Consider the following 17,505-nt stretch of genomic DNA (forward strand, 5'->3'; position numbering starts at 1 on the left):
AAATATGATTACGTTTGAAAAAGTGAATACAGAGACAAAAAAAGTTGTGGAGGAAATGTTTGCTTCTCATGGTTTTAATATGAAGGAAGTTCAATATTGTATAAAAGTCGATGATACATATATTGGTGTAATGGATTATACAGTGCAAGGTGAGCATGCTATATTGTCTAATTTAATGATTCATTTTGATTACCAAGGTTACGGATATGGAACAAATACTTATTTTACATTGGAAGAAATGATGAAGCGTAGAGATATAAAAGATATCAAGGTGTTACAAGGGGATCTAACGGAACAAGCTAAATCTTTTATATCGGGGCTTGGTTTTATATTGAGCGGTGAAATGTATATAAAACGCTTTTAGAAGGAAAGGGGATACCTAAGAGGAGAAATGAACATAAGGCAGGTGGATGTATGACGATGACGTCTGGCTTTTTACTAATAGGGAGTTGTTTTGTAGTAGCAGAAATATGCCAAATTTTCATTCGGAAAATGATGCGTAAAAAGCGTAAACCGTATGAATGGCAATACATTCCGGTATTTTGTATTCTGTTTTTTACTCTGTCTGTATTACAAAATGTGATTCACTTTCCTCCGATGTTAAACATCTTTTTGAAGTTTGGCTTAATATATAGTGGTAGTGGAATGATTATTCTATTTGGTTTATTTTGCATACGGCATGTTCATTATCAGTCATACATATTTATTTTAAATTGGCTCAATCGGGACGATGGAAACCGCCTTACTTAAGGGGGTTTTTTGTTTGGAACCAATTTTTTATGTTATACATAAAATAAAATAGGACGAGCATAATTATCAGCTCTATTAAATATAGAAAGGAAAGGATATATGAAGTTAGTTATAGATGCAGGTCACGGCGGTTACGATTCTGGTGCTGTTGGAAACGGTTTGGTTGAAAAAAATCTAACACTTCAAATTGCTAAACGTGTTCGAGATATATTACTTACAAATTATACAATTAATATTAAAATGACACGTGATAGTGATGTGCTTATCTCGTTATCAGAACGTGCAAATATTGCAAATTCTTTTGGAGCAGATTTTTTCATCTCATTTCATATTAATAGTGGAGGTGGAACAGGTTTTGAAAGTTATATTTATAATGGACTATCAGATAGCAGTTTTGCGGCAGCCAAACAACAAAAGATGCATGCAGCCGTTAATCCTGTTTTAACGAAATACGGTTTGCGTGATCGTGGTGCGAAAAAAGCCAATTATGCAGTACTAAGAGAAACAGCTATGGATGCTTTATTAACAGAAACAGCTTTTATTGATACAACATTTGATGCAAATTTATTAAAAAATCCGCAGTTTATAGAAGATTTATGTCAAGCATATGCGAGAGGAATTGCCGAAATTTTAGGATTAACGGCGAATCCAAATCCACCAAATCCAAATCCAAATCCAACACCTAAAAAGATAGGTATGGCCTATATTCGAGGAAAGAATGTAAATTTAAGAAGCGGTCCATCAACATCATCCTCAGTAATTCGGCAGTTAAATTCTCCAGAATCTTACGTAGTATATCAAGAAAATAACGGCTGGTTAGATTTAGGTGCAGGACAATGGATATATAACGATCCATCGTATATTAATTATGTGAAATATGGAAATAGTGATGGTAGTCCAATAGGAGTGGCAAATATTCGCGGAAAGAATGTGAATTTAAGAAGCGGTCCATCAACATCATCCTCAGTAATCCGTCAGTTAAATTCTCCAGAATCTTATTTAGTATACACATATCAAAATAGTTGGCTAAACCTTGGGGGGAATCAATGGATTTATTATGATCCATCTTATATCGAATATAATCAATATTAAAATATAAAAGATTATCAATAGAAGCAAATGAAGCCCTGTCTTGAATGTCTTGTAAGCAGAAGAACTTAGAGGGAGGGCTTTTTTGTGTGAAAATAATATATTAAAATTGCAAATTATAAAAGTATTAATTGGACTTATCATTGTACTAGCTATGCAATTCGTGTTGAAAAAAGAAATTCCGGATATGCACTAAGTACGTTATGTATTGATTGGAATGACAATTACTTTTGTTTGCCTGTTTATCCCGCATTAACGGGCAGTAAGACTCCCACCTCAAAATTCAGAAAAAGCAAAGAAGTTAGGTGGGGGATGAAGAAAATCCCCACTGATTAAAGTTTCACTTTATCTTTCGGATTTGTCGCATTCATTGATAGGATGAACTTGAGGGAATATATTCTAGAAAAGTTTTTTGAAATATATTGACAACTTTCAGTCTATACATTAATCTTTAAAATGTTAATGATAATCAATTTCATCCAGGAGGAAATATGATCCAGACTAAAAACATCTTTATTCTCTGCATTGTAATGTTAATGGTTGTGATTGCAGGGTGTGGCAAAGAAGAGAAGAAAGAAACGAATGCAGCAGCAAAAGGAAAAGAATCGTATGTAATTAAGCATGCGATGGGAGAAACAACGATTAAAGGGACACCTAAAAACGTCGTTGTCCTGACAAATGAAGGTGCTGAGGCACTTTTAGCCGTAGGAATTACACCGGTTGGTTCTACAAAACCAAGAGCCGGTGATGAATGGTATCCGCACCTAGCAAAAGAATTAAAAGATACAAAGGTTGTAGGAACTGAGCGTGACGTTAACTTAGAGGCAATTATGAAACTAAAGCCTGATTTAATTATTGGGAATAAAATGCGTCATGAAAAGGTATATGAACAATTAAAAGAGATTGCACCTACTGTGTATGCTGAAACACTGCGCGGAGATTGGAAAGAAAACTTTGCGTTATATACAAAAGCAGTAAATAAAGAAAAAGAAGGTCAAAAAGCGCTGACTGATTATAAGAAGCGTATTGAAGAGATAAGAGAGAAACTAGGAGATAAAGTATCATCTAAAGTTTCTATCATTCGTTTCGTTCCAGGTGATGTTCGTATTTATCAAAAAAATTCATTCTCTGGTGTTGTTTTAAATGATATCGGATTTAAGCGACCACCACTTCAAGATAAGGATGACTTTGCGATAAAAGGTGTTACAAAAGAGCAAATTCCGAATATGGATGGAGACTACTTATTCTATTTCACATCTGATAAAGATGCTGACAAAAATAATGAAGGAAATTCAATAGCGAAAGAATGGACAGAAGACCCACTCTTTAAACAATTACAAGCTTCAAAAAATAATAAAGTATTTGAAGTAGATGAAGTCATTTGGAATACAGCGGGCGGTATTAAAGCTGCAAATCTTATGTTGGATGACATTGAAAAATACTTTCTGAAATAAGAAAAGTAGAGTAAAAGACACATCACTATTTAAAGGTGATGTGTCTTTTACTTTTAAATGACAGAAAATTCTTTCTGTTAAACAAGGAGAAGTTGTACAATGAAATTAATGAAAAGTAAAGGAGTGGAGAAATGATGACAGGTGTTCATAAAGATTGGATTTTGTTTAATGGAAGAATTATAAATACGAAGGAAGAACAGCCAATGGTTGCATTTGAAGAGAGAGGGCTACAATTTGGGGATGGAATATATGAAGTATTTCGTTTATACAACGGTAAACCTCATTTACTAGATTTACATTTAGAGCGATTTTTTAAATCTATGAAGGAAATTCATCTTGTTCCACCTTTTACTAAAGAAGAATTAATTGAGCAACTTCAGCAATTAATTGAAAAAAATCAATTTCAAGAAGATGGGAATGTGTATATTCAGATTTCAAGAGGTATGCAGCCTCGAAATCATGTATATGAATCAAATCTAACGCCAACTTATTTCGCAAACATCGTTGCATTCCCGAGACCAGTATCTGTAATGGAAAAGGGAATAAAAGTAACAGTGGAAGAAGATATTCGCTGGAAGTTTTGCCATATCAAATCTTTAAATCTTCTTCCTAATATTATGATTAAGAATAAAATTAATGAAGAAGGGTATCAAGAAGCAATATTAGTTCGAGATGGAATTGTAACAGAAGGGTGCCATTCAAATTTCTTTATTATAAAAAATAATAAAGTGATTACGCACCCGGCAGATCATCTTATTTTACATGGAGTTGCTCGTCATCACGTCATTTCATTAGCAAAATCTTTACATATTGAAGTAGAAGAGCGAGAGTTTTCATTACAAGAAGTATACGAGGCAGATGAATGCTTCTTTACAGCAACACCTCTTGAAATATTCCCTGTCATTCAAATAGGAGATGAGGAATTTGGTAATGGAGAAAGAGGGGTAATTACGAAGAAGCTACAAGTTGCTTATGAGGAGAGTATTGCACCTTTAAAAGTAATAAACTGAATGTACAAGGAAAGAAAAGCTGGTATTACTCCAGCTTTTTTTCGTGATATAATCAAGCGTAGGATAAATTTTGAAAACGCTATAAAAGGGGATTGCATATGAAATATGAAGCATTTAAAGAAATAATTCACGGACGTCGCAGTGTTCGAAAGTTTACTGAACAAGAAGTATCTGTTAGTGACATAGAAGAAATTATTGATTGTGCTCGTTACGCACCAAGTGATACGAATTCGCAAACGTGGGAATTTATTGTCATTATGAATCGAGATAAAATTAAAGAGATTGAACAAATGACATGGGATGCTTTACATAAATTGGCTGCACAAGCAACGGAAAAAGGAGAAGAAAAAGCAGGTAAATTACTTACACGTTCGTTTGGGCCATATGCAACGGCTTTTTCTGATGCACCGGTCTTAATCGTATGTTTAGCAACGCCTTATGAGTCAAAGTTTCGTGAAAAAATATTTGATCCCATTGACTTCGTTTCAGATTCAGTATGGGAAGAAGAGGGAATTAAGAGTAGCTGTTTAGCTGCACAAAATTTAATGCTAGCAGCACATGCAAGAGGACTTGGGACTTGCCCGATGACAGGGCCTGTGTTATTAGCTCAAAATGAATTGCGACAATACTTACAAATTGAGCCTGAGAAACAAATCAATATGGTAATTTCACTCGGTTATCCGAAAGACCAGCCGAAAAAACTTGCTCGAAAAGAAATTAAGGATATTACGAAATTTATTTTTTAGGATATTGTATGAAAATTAAAAAAGACATTGGTACGCCCAATGTCTTTTTTAATTTTTCTAGAAGGGAATATTTTTTGCTAATAATGGGCTAAAATGGAGAATAAGAAGGAATTCCCAATTATTTCTTGAAAAAATTAATGATGTTAAAAAAGAAAGTATGGTACAGTAATGGTGAACAGAATGTTGTTCACGGAAGTTTAAAAAACTGAACTTAGAATAGATAATTATTTCTGTATAATAAATAAAGAATAAATTTACAGGGGGGATGAATTTTGAAGAAATTCATAATCGCTGGATTGTCTGCGTTATTATTGGTTGGATGTGGTGTTTCAAATGAAAAAGAAGAAACCCAGTCTGTAAAAGAAGAACAGGTTGTAAATGCAAGTGATGAGAGTGTAACGCCTTTTCCAGAGGGGGCAACTTCAATTGGTGAAGGAAAAGTAAAGGTAATCACACCAGATGGTACTTCTGAAGCTGGGAATGTACCAACTGTATTTGTAAAGAAGGATGCTCTCATTCAGCAAGTCGAATTAGAACTTACTAATTTTCAGAATGATAAAGAGACATTTGTATTCGTAGATAATATATTTGAAGCTAAACATCATGTTACTAGCATGACGCAGACAACAGTAGAGTTAAAACAAAAAACGTTAGAGACAGGGTATCACACGATAACTGCAGTTCAATTTGAAAATAATGATCCAGCAGGAAAAGTTATTAATTTTGTACAGGCTAAATTTGAAAATAAACCTGCACATTAAAAAGATAATACTCTGTTATGTTAGACAGAAAAAGGCACATCACGTTAAAGAGTGATGTGCCTTTTTGTTTTTATTTGCTTTAGATCTTCTATGGAGTACAATTTTATATGTGAATTTAATGCTACATGATAATATGTTTATCCCTTATAAATGCGTAGTTAGAAGAAATTGAATAAGTTACAATGAAAAGTACTTTGGGGAGATCCCAAAATTCTATTTTGACTTTGAAAATAATGAATACTATTTGAGAATTCCTGAGAAAATTGCACCTAATATGTCATATGGTATCGCATGTGATTTTCATGATGATGGAAATTTTCCGTTCATTGTTGGAGAAGAAGTGAAGGGGAGTGTCGCAAAACTAGGCAATGGATTTATTAATTTTAAAATTCCAGAAGGTGAATATACTGAATTTAAAATAAATGGCCCGGTTGACTTAGTTCAAAATACGAGAAGGTATATTTATGGCACATGGCTACTAAACTCGAATTATGAAAGAAGAGAAGGGTCGGATTTTGAGATTACCGATGTGTTGCAATCAATATATCCAAATCAAATGAAAATATACATCCCTATACTTTAAATATAAATATTTCGTAGGAATTTTGTTTGAATATGTCGAATGGAATATATTGCGTCGTAAAAACACGTTTTCTATTGTTTAGCGTGAAACGAGTAGGGAGGAGAATGAGTGATGAAACGTGCTCTTATAAATATTGATTATACATATGATTTTGTAGCAGAAAATGGTGCTTTAACGTGTGGAAAACCAGGACAAGATATTGAACAGCCTCTTGTAGAGATTACGAAGCAGTATATTGAAAACGGAGATTATGTTGTGTTTGCAATTGATAAACATGAAAAAAATGATTCTTATCATCCGGAGACACAATTATTTCCGCCACATAATATAGCAGGAACGAAAGGGAGAGACTTATACGGGGAATTACAACAAGTATATGAAAACCATCGGGATAAGGAAAATGTGTATTACATGGATAAAACACGTTATAGCGCTTTTGCTGGAACGGACTTAGAAATGAAACTAAGAGAAAGAGGCATACAAGAAGTTCACCTTGTTGGCGTATGTACGGATATTTGCGTTCTCCATACAGCGGTGGATGCTTATAATAAAGGATTTCACATCGTTGTACATGAAAAAGCAGTAGCCTCTTTTAATGAACAGGGACATGAGTTTGCTTTAGGGCACCTCAAGTCTTGTTTGCATGCAGAAGTGCAGTGAAGATAACCCAAAAATGAGAGCTATGTAAAAAGAGACCTTTAAAAATAAAAGGTCTCTTTTTTATACGTTCTAGTGCCTTATATGGATACAGCTTGCTGTTGCATGAGTTTTTTTATAAATGGGCTAATATTTTCTGGTAATTGATTCAAGCTGAAAAATTTCACTTCCAAAGACTCTGTGCCATCAGCTTGTAAATTTCCACCCTTTATTTCTTTACTCATATAAGCGATGGTGATGGGATAAAATTCATCACCATTCGGTAATTTCACAAAAAATTCTTCTCCTGAAAAAATATCTACTAAATCGAGTTTTCCAATTTCAATACCTGTTTCTTCTAGAACTTCACGTCTTCCTGCTTCTTCTGTTGATTCGCCCAATTCCATAAATCCACCAGGAACACCCCAAACACCACTTTTTCTCTTCTGTAGTAAAATTTGTCCTTGCTCATTTAAAACAGCAACAGCAACTCCAGCTAAATTGAGCGGTCGTGAACCTACAATTTCGCGTAAGTCTTCAATATATCCCATAGTATGGTCCTCCAAATGATAATAAATTAAAATTCCCAATTATGTATTCGGGATGACTTTACTATATTCCTTTATATTTGGATTTTTAAGACGTTAAAGAGGTAATGTTTCTACAAAACACAAAAATTTCATATACCATACTATGTTTTGGATGGGAAAAAATACAAAAGTATTAAACGAAATGTTTGATCTTTTTTGACTATTAGGTGTAATAAAGACAGAAAGAGATAATCTTTCATTCATATCTATCAGGAGGAATAAAGCATGCGTGATTTATTTCCAGAAGTAACAAATCGTCGTAATGGTGTTATTGGATTTGGACCTTCCTTATTTGAGGTGATGACAAATGCTTTCTTTAAACCAATGAACATGAAAAGTTTTCAAGTAGATGTTCAAGAGGATTCTGATAAATATAGTGTGCAAGCATATTTACCAGGATTTTCAAAAGAAAACATTCAAGTCGACTTTGAAAAGGATATCCTAACAATTCAAGCGACTCAAAATAATGAAGTAGAAGAACAAAATGAAAATGGCACATATATCCGAAAAGAATGTTCTACAGAATCATTCATTCGCCGTTTTACATTAGATAACGTAGATCAAGAAATCGTCGTGGCAGCATTTAAAGAGGGTGTTCTTACTGTCATATTCCCTAAACTAGAAGAGGAAAGCCAAAATCGAAAATTGATTGATATAGAGTAAAGAAGCTGGTCTATTCAGCTTCTTTTTTTGTTTGTAGTATTTAGAAATTTCTTAATGTTATAATGGTAGTTGGTGATGAACATGAGCTATGATGAAAAGCAAATGCGCCGGTTAGAGGCGTTAAAAGAAATTGCAGAGTTGTTAAATGAGGCAACCGATTTACAGGAAATGTTGGAAAAAGTATTACATACATTATTACAACTTATGAAATTACAAACAGGCTGGATCTTTTTTATTGATGAAAAAGGAACGCATCGTATGCTTGTTGATAAAAATTTGCCACCAGCGCTCACATGGAAAGAAAAAAAACCGATGTGTGAAGGGGACTGTTGGTGTGTAAATCGATTTGTGAATGGACGTTTAGAAAAGGCAACAAATATTATTGAATGTAAACGAATTGAAGATGCAATTGAATATAATTGGGGAGAGACCGAAGAGATTACACATCATGCGACGATTCCTCTTCGCGCTGGAGCAGAGAAGTTCGGTTTATTAAATGTTGCTGCACCTCATAAAACACATTTTTCAGAGGAAGAACTAGCATTGTTAGAAGCGATTGCCTTCCAAATTGGAACAACAATAAAACGAATTCAGCTAGTTGAGAAAGAGCGCAAATATGTGGTTGTGGCGGAAAGAAACCGACTTGCCCGTGATTTACATGATTCGGTGAAACAATTGCTATTTTCCATTATGTTAACTGCTAGAGGAACTCTTGATATGACAAAGGACAAAGAATTACAAGAGATGCTAAGTTACATAGGGGAATTATCGCAAGAAGCGCTGCAAGAGATGACATTATTAATTTGGCAATTAAGGCCGGAAGGATTAGAAAAAGGGCTTGCAGAAGCAGTGCAGAATTACGGAAAACTATTAGGTATTCAAGTAGTGATTCGAATTGATGGAGTTATTTCAATTGGTGATGAAATAGAAGAAGTGCTGTGGCGTGTAAGTCAGGAAGCGTTACATAATTGTAAAAAGCATGCTTCATGTGAGAGGGTATCTGTTAGTTTGAAAACAGAAAATAATAAGTTGAACTTTCAAATTAAAGATGACGGCATTGGGTTTGTTAGAGAAACAGTAAGAGATTCAGCACTTGGTTTAAAAAGTATGAAAGAACGAATTGAGCTGATGAAAGGAACATTTAGAATTAGAACGAAGCTGGGAGAAGGAACAAAGATTGAGATTCAATTACCGGTTTGAAAGGGAGAAGTTCATTGAAAATTAAACTATTACTTGTAGAGGATCATCATATTGTTCGGAGGGGACTCGTTTTCTTTTTAAAAACGAAAGAGGAATTTGAAATTATAGGGGAAGCGGAGAATGGGGAAGATGCATTAGCGTTTGTCAAAAAAGAAAGACCAGATGTAGTATTAATGGATGTGTCAATGCCGAAAATGGATGGAATTGAAGCGACAAAAAGATTGAAGCAATATGACGCTACAATTAAAGTTCTCATGCTAAGCAGTTTTTCAGAGCAAGATTATGTTCTTCCGGCACTAGAAGCTGGCGCGGATGGTTATCAATTAAAAGAAGTACAGCCGGATCAACTTGTTGCTTCCATTATCGCTGTATATCAAGGGAATGCAAATCTTCATCCAAAAGTCACTCCTGCGTTGTTAGGACGTTCAGTAGCGAAAGAGGAAAATCAAGATAGTTTATCTATGCTGACAAAAAGAGAAAAAGAAGTACTTCGTGAAATTGCGAAAGGAAGAAGCAATAAAGAAATAGCAGTAGAACTTCATATTACAGAACAGACAGTTAAAACCCATGTTTCAAATGTACTTGCTAAATTAGAAGTAGATGATCGAACGCAAGCGGCTTTGTATGCTGTGAGGCATGGTGTTGTATAGAAAAAATATATAACAATACCAAATAACGGTTTTTCTTCTTTCAATAATTAGGTACAATAAAGTGAAACTTTAATTAGTAGGGGTTCTTCATCTCCACTGATTATCAGCCCTCACCAATCGGGCTTTTACGGGCAGTTGATCTCCCACCTAACTTCTTTGCTTTCGCTGAATGTTGAGGTGGGAGGCTTACTGCCCGTTAATGCGGGATAAAGCTACTATGGAAGGAGAAGATACATCATGCCTGGTACAAAAAGTGGAATAGGAAAGATTCAGGCTTCATTAAATGGGTTATCACCGAAGCTTCGAAGTATTGCTGAACATATTATTAAACATCCGCAAGATGTTGTACATAAATCAATTACGGAATTAGCTGAAGTTACGAATAGTTCAGAAGCAACGATTTTTCGCTTATGTAAACATCTCGGTTTTCAAGGCTTTCAAGATTTAAAAATTACATTAGCTCGTGAAATTGTACACACACCAATGCAAAATATTCACGAAGAAGTATCTGCAGAAGATGATATGGTGACCGTTGCTAAAAAAGTTTTTCATGCGCATATTACTGGGTTACAAGATACATTACATTTATTAAATGGCGCAGGTTTAGAAGAGGCAATAAATCTGTTGAAAATAGCTGCACGCATTGAATTTTATGGGAATGGTGGTTCAGGTATTATTGCAATGGATGCGTATCATAAATTTATGAGAACGGGTATTTCATGTATTGCGCATGTCGATTCGCATTTTCAAATTATGGGAGCTGGCTTGCTAACAAAAGAAGCGGTCGTGATTGCCATTTCTCATTCTGGGAGCAATAAAGGGTTGCTTGAAGCGTTAGAAGTAGCAAAAGCAAGAGGAGCACATATCATTGCAATTACAAGTTATCAGAAATCAGCACTGAGTCAATTGGCTGATATTACATTATACACTTCAACACGTGAAACAGAATTTCGTACAGAAGCAAGTTCATCGCGGTTAGCTCAGCTTAGTTTATTGGATACTTTATATGTGGGACTGTCATTACAACGACAAGAGGAAACGTTGCAAAACTTACAGAGTATACGTGAAACGATTTCAATGAAGCGGATATAAAAGCAGTGTATCTATTTGCACTGTTTTATGCATCCTATGAACAACTGCAAGTTCTTGATAGGGAATTAATTTTAACATATGTTCCGAAAAGAAGTCCCCTTCCTCAAGGAGCGAGAAGGGCGTGGCCCAGTGAGTAGGTGGGGGATGAATTTTCGGTAGATGGTAGCTTACATGTTTTTTGTACGCGATTTTGCTCATATACGATATAATACATGTGAAAATAGAAAGAAAGGAGAGCATATATGGCAACCACAAAAGAGGGTGTACATATAAAAGGAACAAAAAAGTCACTGCCAGATGGATGGGCTACCTATGCCTTTCGATACGCGATTTTCCCCACACAGGAACAAGCAACGAGATTAGAGAGCGCGTTCGGATGTGAACGAAAAGTGTATAATGAATACGTTTCTGGTTTGTATGAATATCTAGAGTCTATAGGTTTTGAAAGTGGGTTCGTTCGTTATAAGGTGCCGAATTACACAACGATCACTGCCAAATATGATTACTTAGATAAAAGTAACGATTCTTTTGTGTATAATGACGCAAAAATGAGATTTCAGGCAGCCATTAAAAAATATAATGAGACGTATGCAAAACGCCCCGTACAATACAAAAAAGCAGTGCGAAAAAAGATGAAAACAATCGGATATGTTCCCACATTAAAAGACATAAAAGGTATGCCAAAGTTCCACAGTAAAAAACAAGGGAAATTCAGCTATACGACGAACCAAACAAATGGAAATATTAAAATCACGCAAGTAAATGAGTCTCATTTTTTATGTATTCCAAAATTTCAAGAGGGTATTTCTATTCATCTACATCGAGAATTACCGATGGAAGGGATTATAAAAAAAGCAACAATTAAGCGAGAAGGCACAAACTATATTGTTTCTCTCTCTGTTGATTCGTTTTGTCCAAATGAAAAACAGGTAGAATCCCTTACTTCTAAAGAAGTAATTGGATTAGATTACAGTCAAAGTGAATTGTATGTAGACAGCGAAGGACGAACAGCGCAGTATAGTCGATACAACAAACTCATCGAAAAACGACAACGAAGAATGAACAAATCCTTAGCGCGCAAGAAGAACCGTGCGAAAAAAGATGAAACAGGGAATATCATATATAGTCAGAATTATGAAAAACAAGTAAAAGAATATCAAAAAGTAACAACAAAAGCAAAAAACCAAAGAAAAGATTTTCTACACAAGAAAAGTAATCAGATAACCAATGATTATCACGCTATTGTTGTAGAAGATTTGAACTTAAATAACTTGGCGCAATGTTTACGGTTAGGAAAAAAACTACATGACAATGGATTTGGTATGTTTCGCACGATGTTACAATACAAATCTAAGAAAAAAGGCAAATACTACATCATTGCGGATCCGTATTTTGCATCGAGCAAAGTATGCAGTACGTGTCATCACAAAAAAGATACGCTGAAGTTGTCAGAAAGAATCTATATGTGTGACAATTGTGGCACGAAAATCGATAGAGATTACAATGCGGGTCGGAACCTAAAATATTATGGCATTCGTGTTCTACAGGAACAAGATCTACTCGCATAGTTTGTATCGATTTGAGTAGCGGTAGGGACGCCGCGAATTCAAGGCTTTGGATATGAGCCAGTAGGCTTGTGGAGGAAGGAGCAATAAAAGAGAAAGTCTTTTGACTTTTGAAGCCCCCACTTCAAACAGACTGTAAGGTCGTTAAGTGGGGGGGGAGTTCACATGTATTTCATGGGAATCAAATGAAAGCGTCTATTTGAAGGGAAAGTAGTGTCCCTTTAAATAGACGCTTTTTGTATGCTGCAGAAGGTGTTGCTTTAAAATGAGGTTTCTTCAAATTAGGCTATTTCTTTTTGTTTATCCCAAATACTACCCCAATTGCAATACCGATTCCTATTCCTAAAGCCAGATTATCCATAAGCAAACCAAAAGATACTCCTAACGCTGTTCCTATAGCTATACCGATTCCCATGGCTTCATTATTGTGTTTATTATTAGCCAAGAGAGTATACCTCCTTTTCTTAAATATATAAAGGTGGATCTTACTGCCAGCGAATAGCGGGATAAATTGTATACGAGTGATATATATACTGATAGTGTAGCAAAAATAAAAGAAATTGTATTTTTAGTACGAAAGCAAATGAAATGTTATATATAGTTTAAATGTATGATAAGCAGAGTGTTTTTTTCAATAATTTATTTTAAAGAATATTAAAAATCACTTAATTTAAGGGAGCTTATAATTTTTATGAAAAAAATTTTCTTTTTAAAACTTGATTTAAGAAAAAATATTTTATATACTAATTCATGTAAACGGTTTACTAGATTTGATTTTGCTAGAAATGAAGGGAAGATTCAGTATGGAAACAAGGGGGAGAGTAATCGGGATTGATATCGGTACCACAAGTACGAAAGCGGTTGTGTTTACAGAGAGAGGAAAAGTAGTTGCTTCGCATGCAATTGATTATCCAATAATTCAACCGAATGTAGGGTGGGCTGAGCAAGATCCTGATGTAATATGTTCTGCTGTATATAAATCTGTAAGCGTTGCCATTGAAAAGGGGAACGTACTGCCGGAAGATATTTCTTCAATCGGTATTAGTACTGCAATGCACGCATTAATTGCGGTCGATAAAAATGGATCTCCGTTAACTCGATCTATTATTTGGGCGGATAACAGAAGTACCGAGCAAGCTGAAAAATTATTGAAAGATATGAATGGACACGACATTTATCGCCGCACAGGTACACCGATTCATCCGATGTCACCATTATCTAAATTATTGTGGATGAAAGAAGAAGAACCGGAGTTATATGCAAGTACTCATAAATTTATTTCGATTAAAGAATATGTAATCTATCAATTATTTTCGCGCTATGTCGTTGATTATTCGATTGCATCGGCTACAGGTCTATTTAATTTAGAAACACTAAATTGGGATTTAGATGTATTAGAGATGTTACATATAACACATGCGCAATTATCAGACCCTGTACCAACGACTTATATTTTATCGGGAATGAAGCCGGAGTTAGCTCAGAAAATGGGGATTCATGAACAGACTCCAGTTGTAATTGGAGCAAGTGATGGAGTACTTGCTAATGTTGGTGTTGGTGCAGTATCGCCTAGTGAAGCAGCGATTACGATTGGAACAAGTGGTGCTGTTCGAACGATTTCATCGAACATTAATACGGATGAAAAAGGTAGAACGTTTTGTTATGCGTTGACAGACGAGCATTGGGTAATTGGTGGTCCGACAAATAATGGTGGGATTTTACTAAGATGGTTACGTGATGAATTTGGTAGCCCAGAACAAGAAGTAGCGAAAAAACTGGGAATCGATCCGTATGATTTATTAATTCAGTATGCGGAACGGGTACCAGCTGGAGCAGCCGGTTTGCTATTTTTACCATTCTTATCTGGCGAACGCGCTCCATATTGGAATGCCAATGCACGCGGCACATTCTTTGGTATCAATCTACAGCATAAACGAGAGCATTTTATTCGCGCTGTGATGGAAGGAGTTTGCATGAGTGTATATTCAGTCGCGCTTGCAATTCGTGATTTAACAGGACCTCTTTCTGAAATTCGTGTTTCAGGCGGCTTTGCGAAATCAGCGTTTTGGAGACAAATGTTGTCCGATATGATGGGGAAAGAATTACTTGTTCCTGAAAGTCATGAAGCATCTGCACTTGGAGCTGCAGCACTTGCTTTATATGCAATTGGGAAAATTGATTCACTTGAAGAAGTGAAAGATTGGATTGAAATTGTCCATCATCATGTACCGAATAAAGAAAATACGGCTTTATATTTAGAAATGTTTTACATGTATGAACGACTTTACGATCGTTTGAAAGAAGAATTCGATTGTATAGCTGCTTTCCAACGTAAACAATAGGGGGATTGGGAGAAATGGAAGTTGGGATCGTACTAGCGGCTGTTGTCATACTACTCTTGCTTATTACAGTAGTAAAATGGCATCCATTTGTCGCTTTAATTTTAACAGCAATCGGAGTTGGGCTAGCAATGGGGATGCCCTTGATTGCAACTTCACCAAAAGATCCAGGAATTATCGATTCTATTAAACTAGGTCTTGGTAATACGTTAGGATTTTTAGCAATTGTTTTAGCGCTAGGAACAATGCTTGGGAAAATGATGGCGGAGTCTGGCGGTGCTGAAAGAATCGCCAATACATTAATAGAGCGTTTTGGGACGAAACGTGTTCACTGGGCAATGATGTTTGTAGCATTTTTAGTAGGAATTCCGGTCTTTTTCCAAGTAGGATTTGTATTGTTAATTCCACTTGTGTTTACAATTGCATTAGAAACAGGGGTTTCTCTTATTACAATTGGTATTCCACTTGTAGCAGGACTTTCTGTTGTACACGGACTCGTTCCCCCGCACCCAGCAGCAATGGCAGCGGTTGGCATTTTCAAAGCTGATGTAGGAAAAACAATTTTATATGCATTAATTGTCGGACTTCCAACAGCGATTATTTCAGGACCGATTTATGGGAAATGGATTGGTGCTCGTATACATAAAAAGGTGCCAGTAGATGTAGCTGAGCAACTCCTTGAACGAGATACGAAGAAAGAGCTCCCTGGATTCGGTAATACATTATTTACAATTTTACTTCCTGTATTGCTCATGCTTGGAGCATCAGTAGCGGAGATTGCATTAGAAAAATCTAGTCAGCTTGCACAGGTGTTACATTTTATTGGAGATCCTGTAGTTGCGTTATTAATTGCGACGATCTATTCATTCTTTAGTCTTGGGTATGCAAAAGGATTTTCAAAAGATAAGGTACTACAATTTACAAATGATTGTTTAGGTCCAATCGCAAACATACTGTTAGTTATTGGTGCGGGCGGAGCATTCAATAAAGTGCTATTAGATTCAGGAATCGGTACTACGATTGCAGAAATGGCTAAAGAATCACACATTTCCCCGATACTATTAGGCTGGGGTATCGCAGCGCTTATTCGAATTGCGACTGGTTCTGCAACGGTTTCGATGATGACAGCTGCGGGTATTGTAGCGCCGATTGCAGCTAGTACACCAGGGGTAAATGTGGAGTTATTAGCGCTTGCAACAGGAGCTGGATCACTGATTTTATCACATGTGAATGATTCAGGATTTTGGATGATTAAAGAATACTTCGGAATGACTGTGAAAGAAACATTATTAACATGGACAGCGATGGAGACGATTTTATCTGTTGTTGCTTTAGGACTTATATCATTATTAAATCTCATTGTATAGAATAGGAGTTTGGTTACTATGAAACTAGGATTAATTGGATTAGGAAAAATGGGTTTTCCATTAGCTGAGCATTTAAACGACGACGGGCATGAGGTTGTTGTATACGATGTTAATAAAGAGCTTGTTGAAAAAGCTGGAGACCTTGGTATTACAGCTCGTCATACATTAAAAGAGATGATAGCAGAACTTGAAGCTCCACGTACGATTTGGGTTATGGTACCGGCTGGAGAAATTGTTGATTCAGTACTAAATGATGTCTATCCATTATTGGATAAAGGAGATATCGTAATTGAAGGTGGGAACTCCTTCTATAAAGATACATTACGCCGTGCTGAAGCAGCAAAAAGCTTTGGGCTTCATTATGTAGATATCGGTACATCAGGTGGTGTAGAAGGAGCACGCTATGGTGCTTGTTTAATGATTGGCGGGGAAAAAGAAATTTTTGATCGATTAGAGCCATTATTTAAAGACTTATCAGTAGAAAACGGTTATTCCTATGCAGGTCGCGTTGGAAGTGGCCATTTCTTAAAAATGGTTCATAACGGGATTGAATATGGAATGATGCAAGCGATCGCTGAAGGATTTGAAGTATTAGATAAAAGTGATTTTAATTATAATTACGAAGACGTGGCAAAGGTATGGGCGAATGGATCGGTTATTCGTGGTTGGTTAATGGATTTAACGGAAAAAGCATTTGCAGATGATCCAAAATTAGATGGAATTAAAGGTGTAATGAATTCTTCTGGCGAGGGGAAATGGACAGTAGAAACAGCGCTTGAATTACAAGCATCTGCTCCAGTTATTGCAATGTCATTGTTCATGCGTTATCGTTCTCAAGAAGATGATACATTCCATGGTAAGGTTGTTTCAGCACTTCGAAATCAATTCGGCGGACATGCTGTTGTGAAAAATGACTAATTGATAGATTAGGAGCTCATACGAAAGTATGAGTTCTTTTTGTATTTCTCATACTATTTTCTCAAGGCTTTTCCCTCTTTTTACTGTTTTTT

At 35.8% G+C, this 17,505-nt stretch carries 18 protein-coding genes and 1 pseudogene; 17 read left to right on the forward strand and 2 right to left on the reverse strand.

Annotated features, from left to right (window positions below):
* Nucleotides 1–4 precede the first annotated feature (4 nt).
* The 9 genes and pseudogenes from AAIE21_RS10060 (at nucleotide 5) to AAIE21_RS10100 (ending at nucleotide 7,053) form a co-directional block, all read left to right on the forward strand.
* Nucleotides 5–364, forward strand: a complete 360-nt coding sequence (locus AAIE21_RS10060) for a GNAT family N-acetyltransferase (protein WP_343266647.1) — start codon at nucleotides 5–7, stop codon at nucleotides 362–364.
* Between the two features lie 50 nt (nucleotides 365–414).
* Complete coding sequence (locus AAIE21_RS10065; RefSeq protein WP_343266648.1) at nucleotides 415–750, forward strand: hypothetical protein; 336 nt, start codon at nucleotides 415–417, stop codon at nucleotides 748–750.
* Nucleotides 751–849: 99 nt separating this feature from the next.
* Nucleotides 850–1,842, forward strand: coding sequence for an N-acetylmuramoyl-L-alanine amidase (locus AAIE21_RS10070; RefSeq protein WP_343266649.1), 993 nt, complete (start codon nucleotides 850–852; stop codon nucleotides 1,840–1,842).
* Between the two features lie 488 nt (nucleotides 1,843–2,330).
* Nucleotides 2,331–3,293: an ABC transporter substrate-binding protein gene (locus tag AAIE21_RS10075; protein ID WP_343266650.1), complete on the forward strand. Its 963-nt coding sequence runs from the start codon at nucleotides 2,331–2,333 to the stop codon at nucleotides 3,291–3,293.
* A gap of 134 nt (nucleotides 3,294–3,427) precedes the next feature.
* Nucleotides 3,428–4,303: a D-amino-acid transaminase gene (gene dat, locus AAIE21_RS10080; protein ID WP_343266994.1), complete on the forward strand. Its 876-nt coding sequence runs from the start codon at nucleotides 3,428–3,430 to the stop codon at nucleotides 4,301–4,303.
* Nucleotides 4,304–4,401: 98 nt separating this feature from the next.
* The gene (locus tag AAIE21_RS10085; RefSeq protein WP_343266651.1) at nucleotides 4,402–5,049 is read left to right on the forward strand and encodes a nitroreductase family protein; all 648 of its coding nucleotides are present in this window, start codon (nucleotides 4,402–4,404) and stop codon (nucleotides 5,047–5,049) included.
* Nucleotides 5,050–5,321: 272 nt separating this feature from the next.
* On the forward strand, nucleotides 5,322–5,810 hold the full coding sequence (locus AAIE21_RS10090) for a hypothetical protein (protein WP_343266652.1): 489 nt from the start codon (nucleotides 5,322–5,324) through the stop codon (nucleotides 5,808–5,810).
* A gap of 181 nt (nucleotides 5,811–5,991) precedes the next feature.
* Nucleotides 5,992–6,393 (forward strand): annotated as a pseudogene (locus AAIE21_RS10095) (GyrI-like domain-containing protein); the annotation flags it as partial.
* A gap of 111 nt (nucleotides 6,394–6,504) precedes the next feature.
* On the forward strand, nucleotides 6,505–7,053 hold the full coding sequence (locus tag AAIE21_RS10100; protein ID WP_343266995.1) for a cysteine hydrolase family protein: 549 nt from the start codon (nucleotides 6,505–6,507) through the stop codon (nucleotides 7,051–7,053).
* Nucleotides 7,054–7,130: 77 nt separating this feature from the next.
* Here the strand turns inward: AAIE21_RS10100 and AAIE21_RS10105 are convergent, their stop codons facing one another.
* Nucleotides 7,131–7,580, reverse strand: a complete 450-nt coding sequence (locus AAIE21_RS10105) for an NUDIX hydrolase (protein WP_343266653.1) — start codon at nucleotides 7,578–7,580, stop codon at nucleotides 7,131–7,133.
* A gap of 264 nt (nucleotides 7,581–7,844) precedes the next feature.
* Here AAIE21_RS10105 and AAIE21_RS10110 point away from each other — a divergent pair, with 264 nt between their 5' ends.
* The 5 genes from AAIE21_RS10110 to AAIE21_RS10130 all read left to right on the forward strand — a co-directional run bounded on the left by AAIE21_RS10110 (nucleotide 7,845) and on the right by AAIE21_RS10130 (nucleotide 12,792).
* Nucleotides 7,845–8,282: an Hsp20 family protein gene (locus AAIE21_RS10110; protein ID WP_343266654.1), complete on the forward strand. Its 438-nt coding sequence runs from the start codon at nucleotides 7,845–7,847 to the stop codon at nucleotides 8,280–8,282.
* An 81-nt stretch (nucleotides 8,283–8,363) separates the two neighbouring features.
* Complete coding sequence (locus tag AAIE21_RS10115) at nucleotides 8,364–9,482, forward strand: GAF domain-containing sensor histidine kinase (RefSeq protein WP_343266655.1); 1,119 nt, start codon at nucleotides 8,364–8,366, stop codon at nucleotides 9,480–9,482.
* Nucleotides 9,483–9,496: 14 nt separating this feature from the next.
* Complete coding sequence (locus AAIE21_RS10120; RefSeq protein ID WP_343266656.1) at nucleotides 9,497–10,132, forward strand: response regulator; 636 nt, start codon at nucleotides 9,497–9,499, stop codon at nucleotides 10,130–10,132.
* Nucleotides 10,133–10,369: 237 nt separating this feature from the next.
* Nucleotides 10,370–11,224 carry a MurR/RpiR family transcriptional regulator gene (locus AAIE21_RS10125; RefSeq protein ID WP_343266657.1) on the forward strand — a complete coding sequence of 285 codons (855 nt, stop codon included), beginning with the start codon at nucleotides 10,370–10,372 and terminating at the stop codon, nucleotides 11,222–11,224.
* Nucleotides 11,225–11,466: 242 nt separating this feature from the next.
* The gene (locus AAIE21_RS10130; protein ID WP_343266658.1) at nucleotides 11,467–12,792 is read left to right on the forward strand and encodes an RNA-guided endonuclease InsQ/TnpB family protein; all 1,326 of its coding nucleotides are present in this window, start codon (nucleotides 11,467–11,469) and stop codon (nucleotides 12,790–12,792) included.
* Between the two features lie 283 nt (nucleotides 12,793–13,075).
* Here the strand turns inward: AAIE21_RS10130 and AAIE21_RS10135 are convergent, their stop codons facing one another.
* Nucleotides 13,076–13,234 (reverse strand): glycine zipper domain-containing protein, encoded by a 159-nt coding sequence (locus tag AAIE21_RS10135; RefSeq protein ID WP_343267011.1) that lies wholly within the window; start codon nucleotides 13,232–13,234, stop codon nucleotides 13,076–13,078.
* 358 nt (nucleotides 13,235–13,592) lie between these two features.
* Between AAIE21_RS10135 and gntK the strand changes: the two genes are divergently transcribed.
* From gntK to gnd, 3 genes are read left to right on the forward strand one after another with little or no spacing between them, the layout of a single operon-like run.
* Nucleotides 13,593–15,131 (forward strand): gluconokinase, encoded by a 1,539-nt coding sequence (gene gntK / locus AAIE21_RS10140; RefSeq protein WP_343266659.1) that lies wholly within the window; start codon nucleotides 13,593–13,595, stop codon nucleotides 15,129–15,131.
* 14 nt (nucleotides 15,132–15,145) lie between these two features.
* Complete coding sequence (locus AAIE21_RS10145) at nucleotides 15,146–16,495, forward strand: GntP family permease (protein ID WP_343266660.1); 1,350 nt, start codon at nucleotides 15,146–15,148, stop codon at nucleotides 16,493–16,495.
* An 18-nt stretch (nucleotides 16,496–16,513) separates the two neighbouring features.
* Entirely contained in the window at nucleotides 16,514–17,413 is a 900-nt protein-coding gene (gene gnd, locus AAIE21_RS10150) for a phosphogluconate dehydrogenase (NAD(+)-dependent, decarboxylating) (protein WP_343266661.1), read from the forward strand.
* Nucleotides 17,414–17,505 lie beyond the last annotated feature (92 nt).

Origin of the sequence: Paenibacillus sp. 102 (assembly GCF_039549175.1) — a bacterium.
Lineage (GTDB): Bacteria > Bacillota > Bacilli > Bacillales > Bacillaceae_G > Bacillus_A.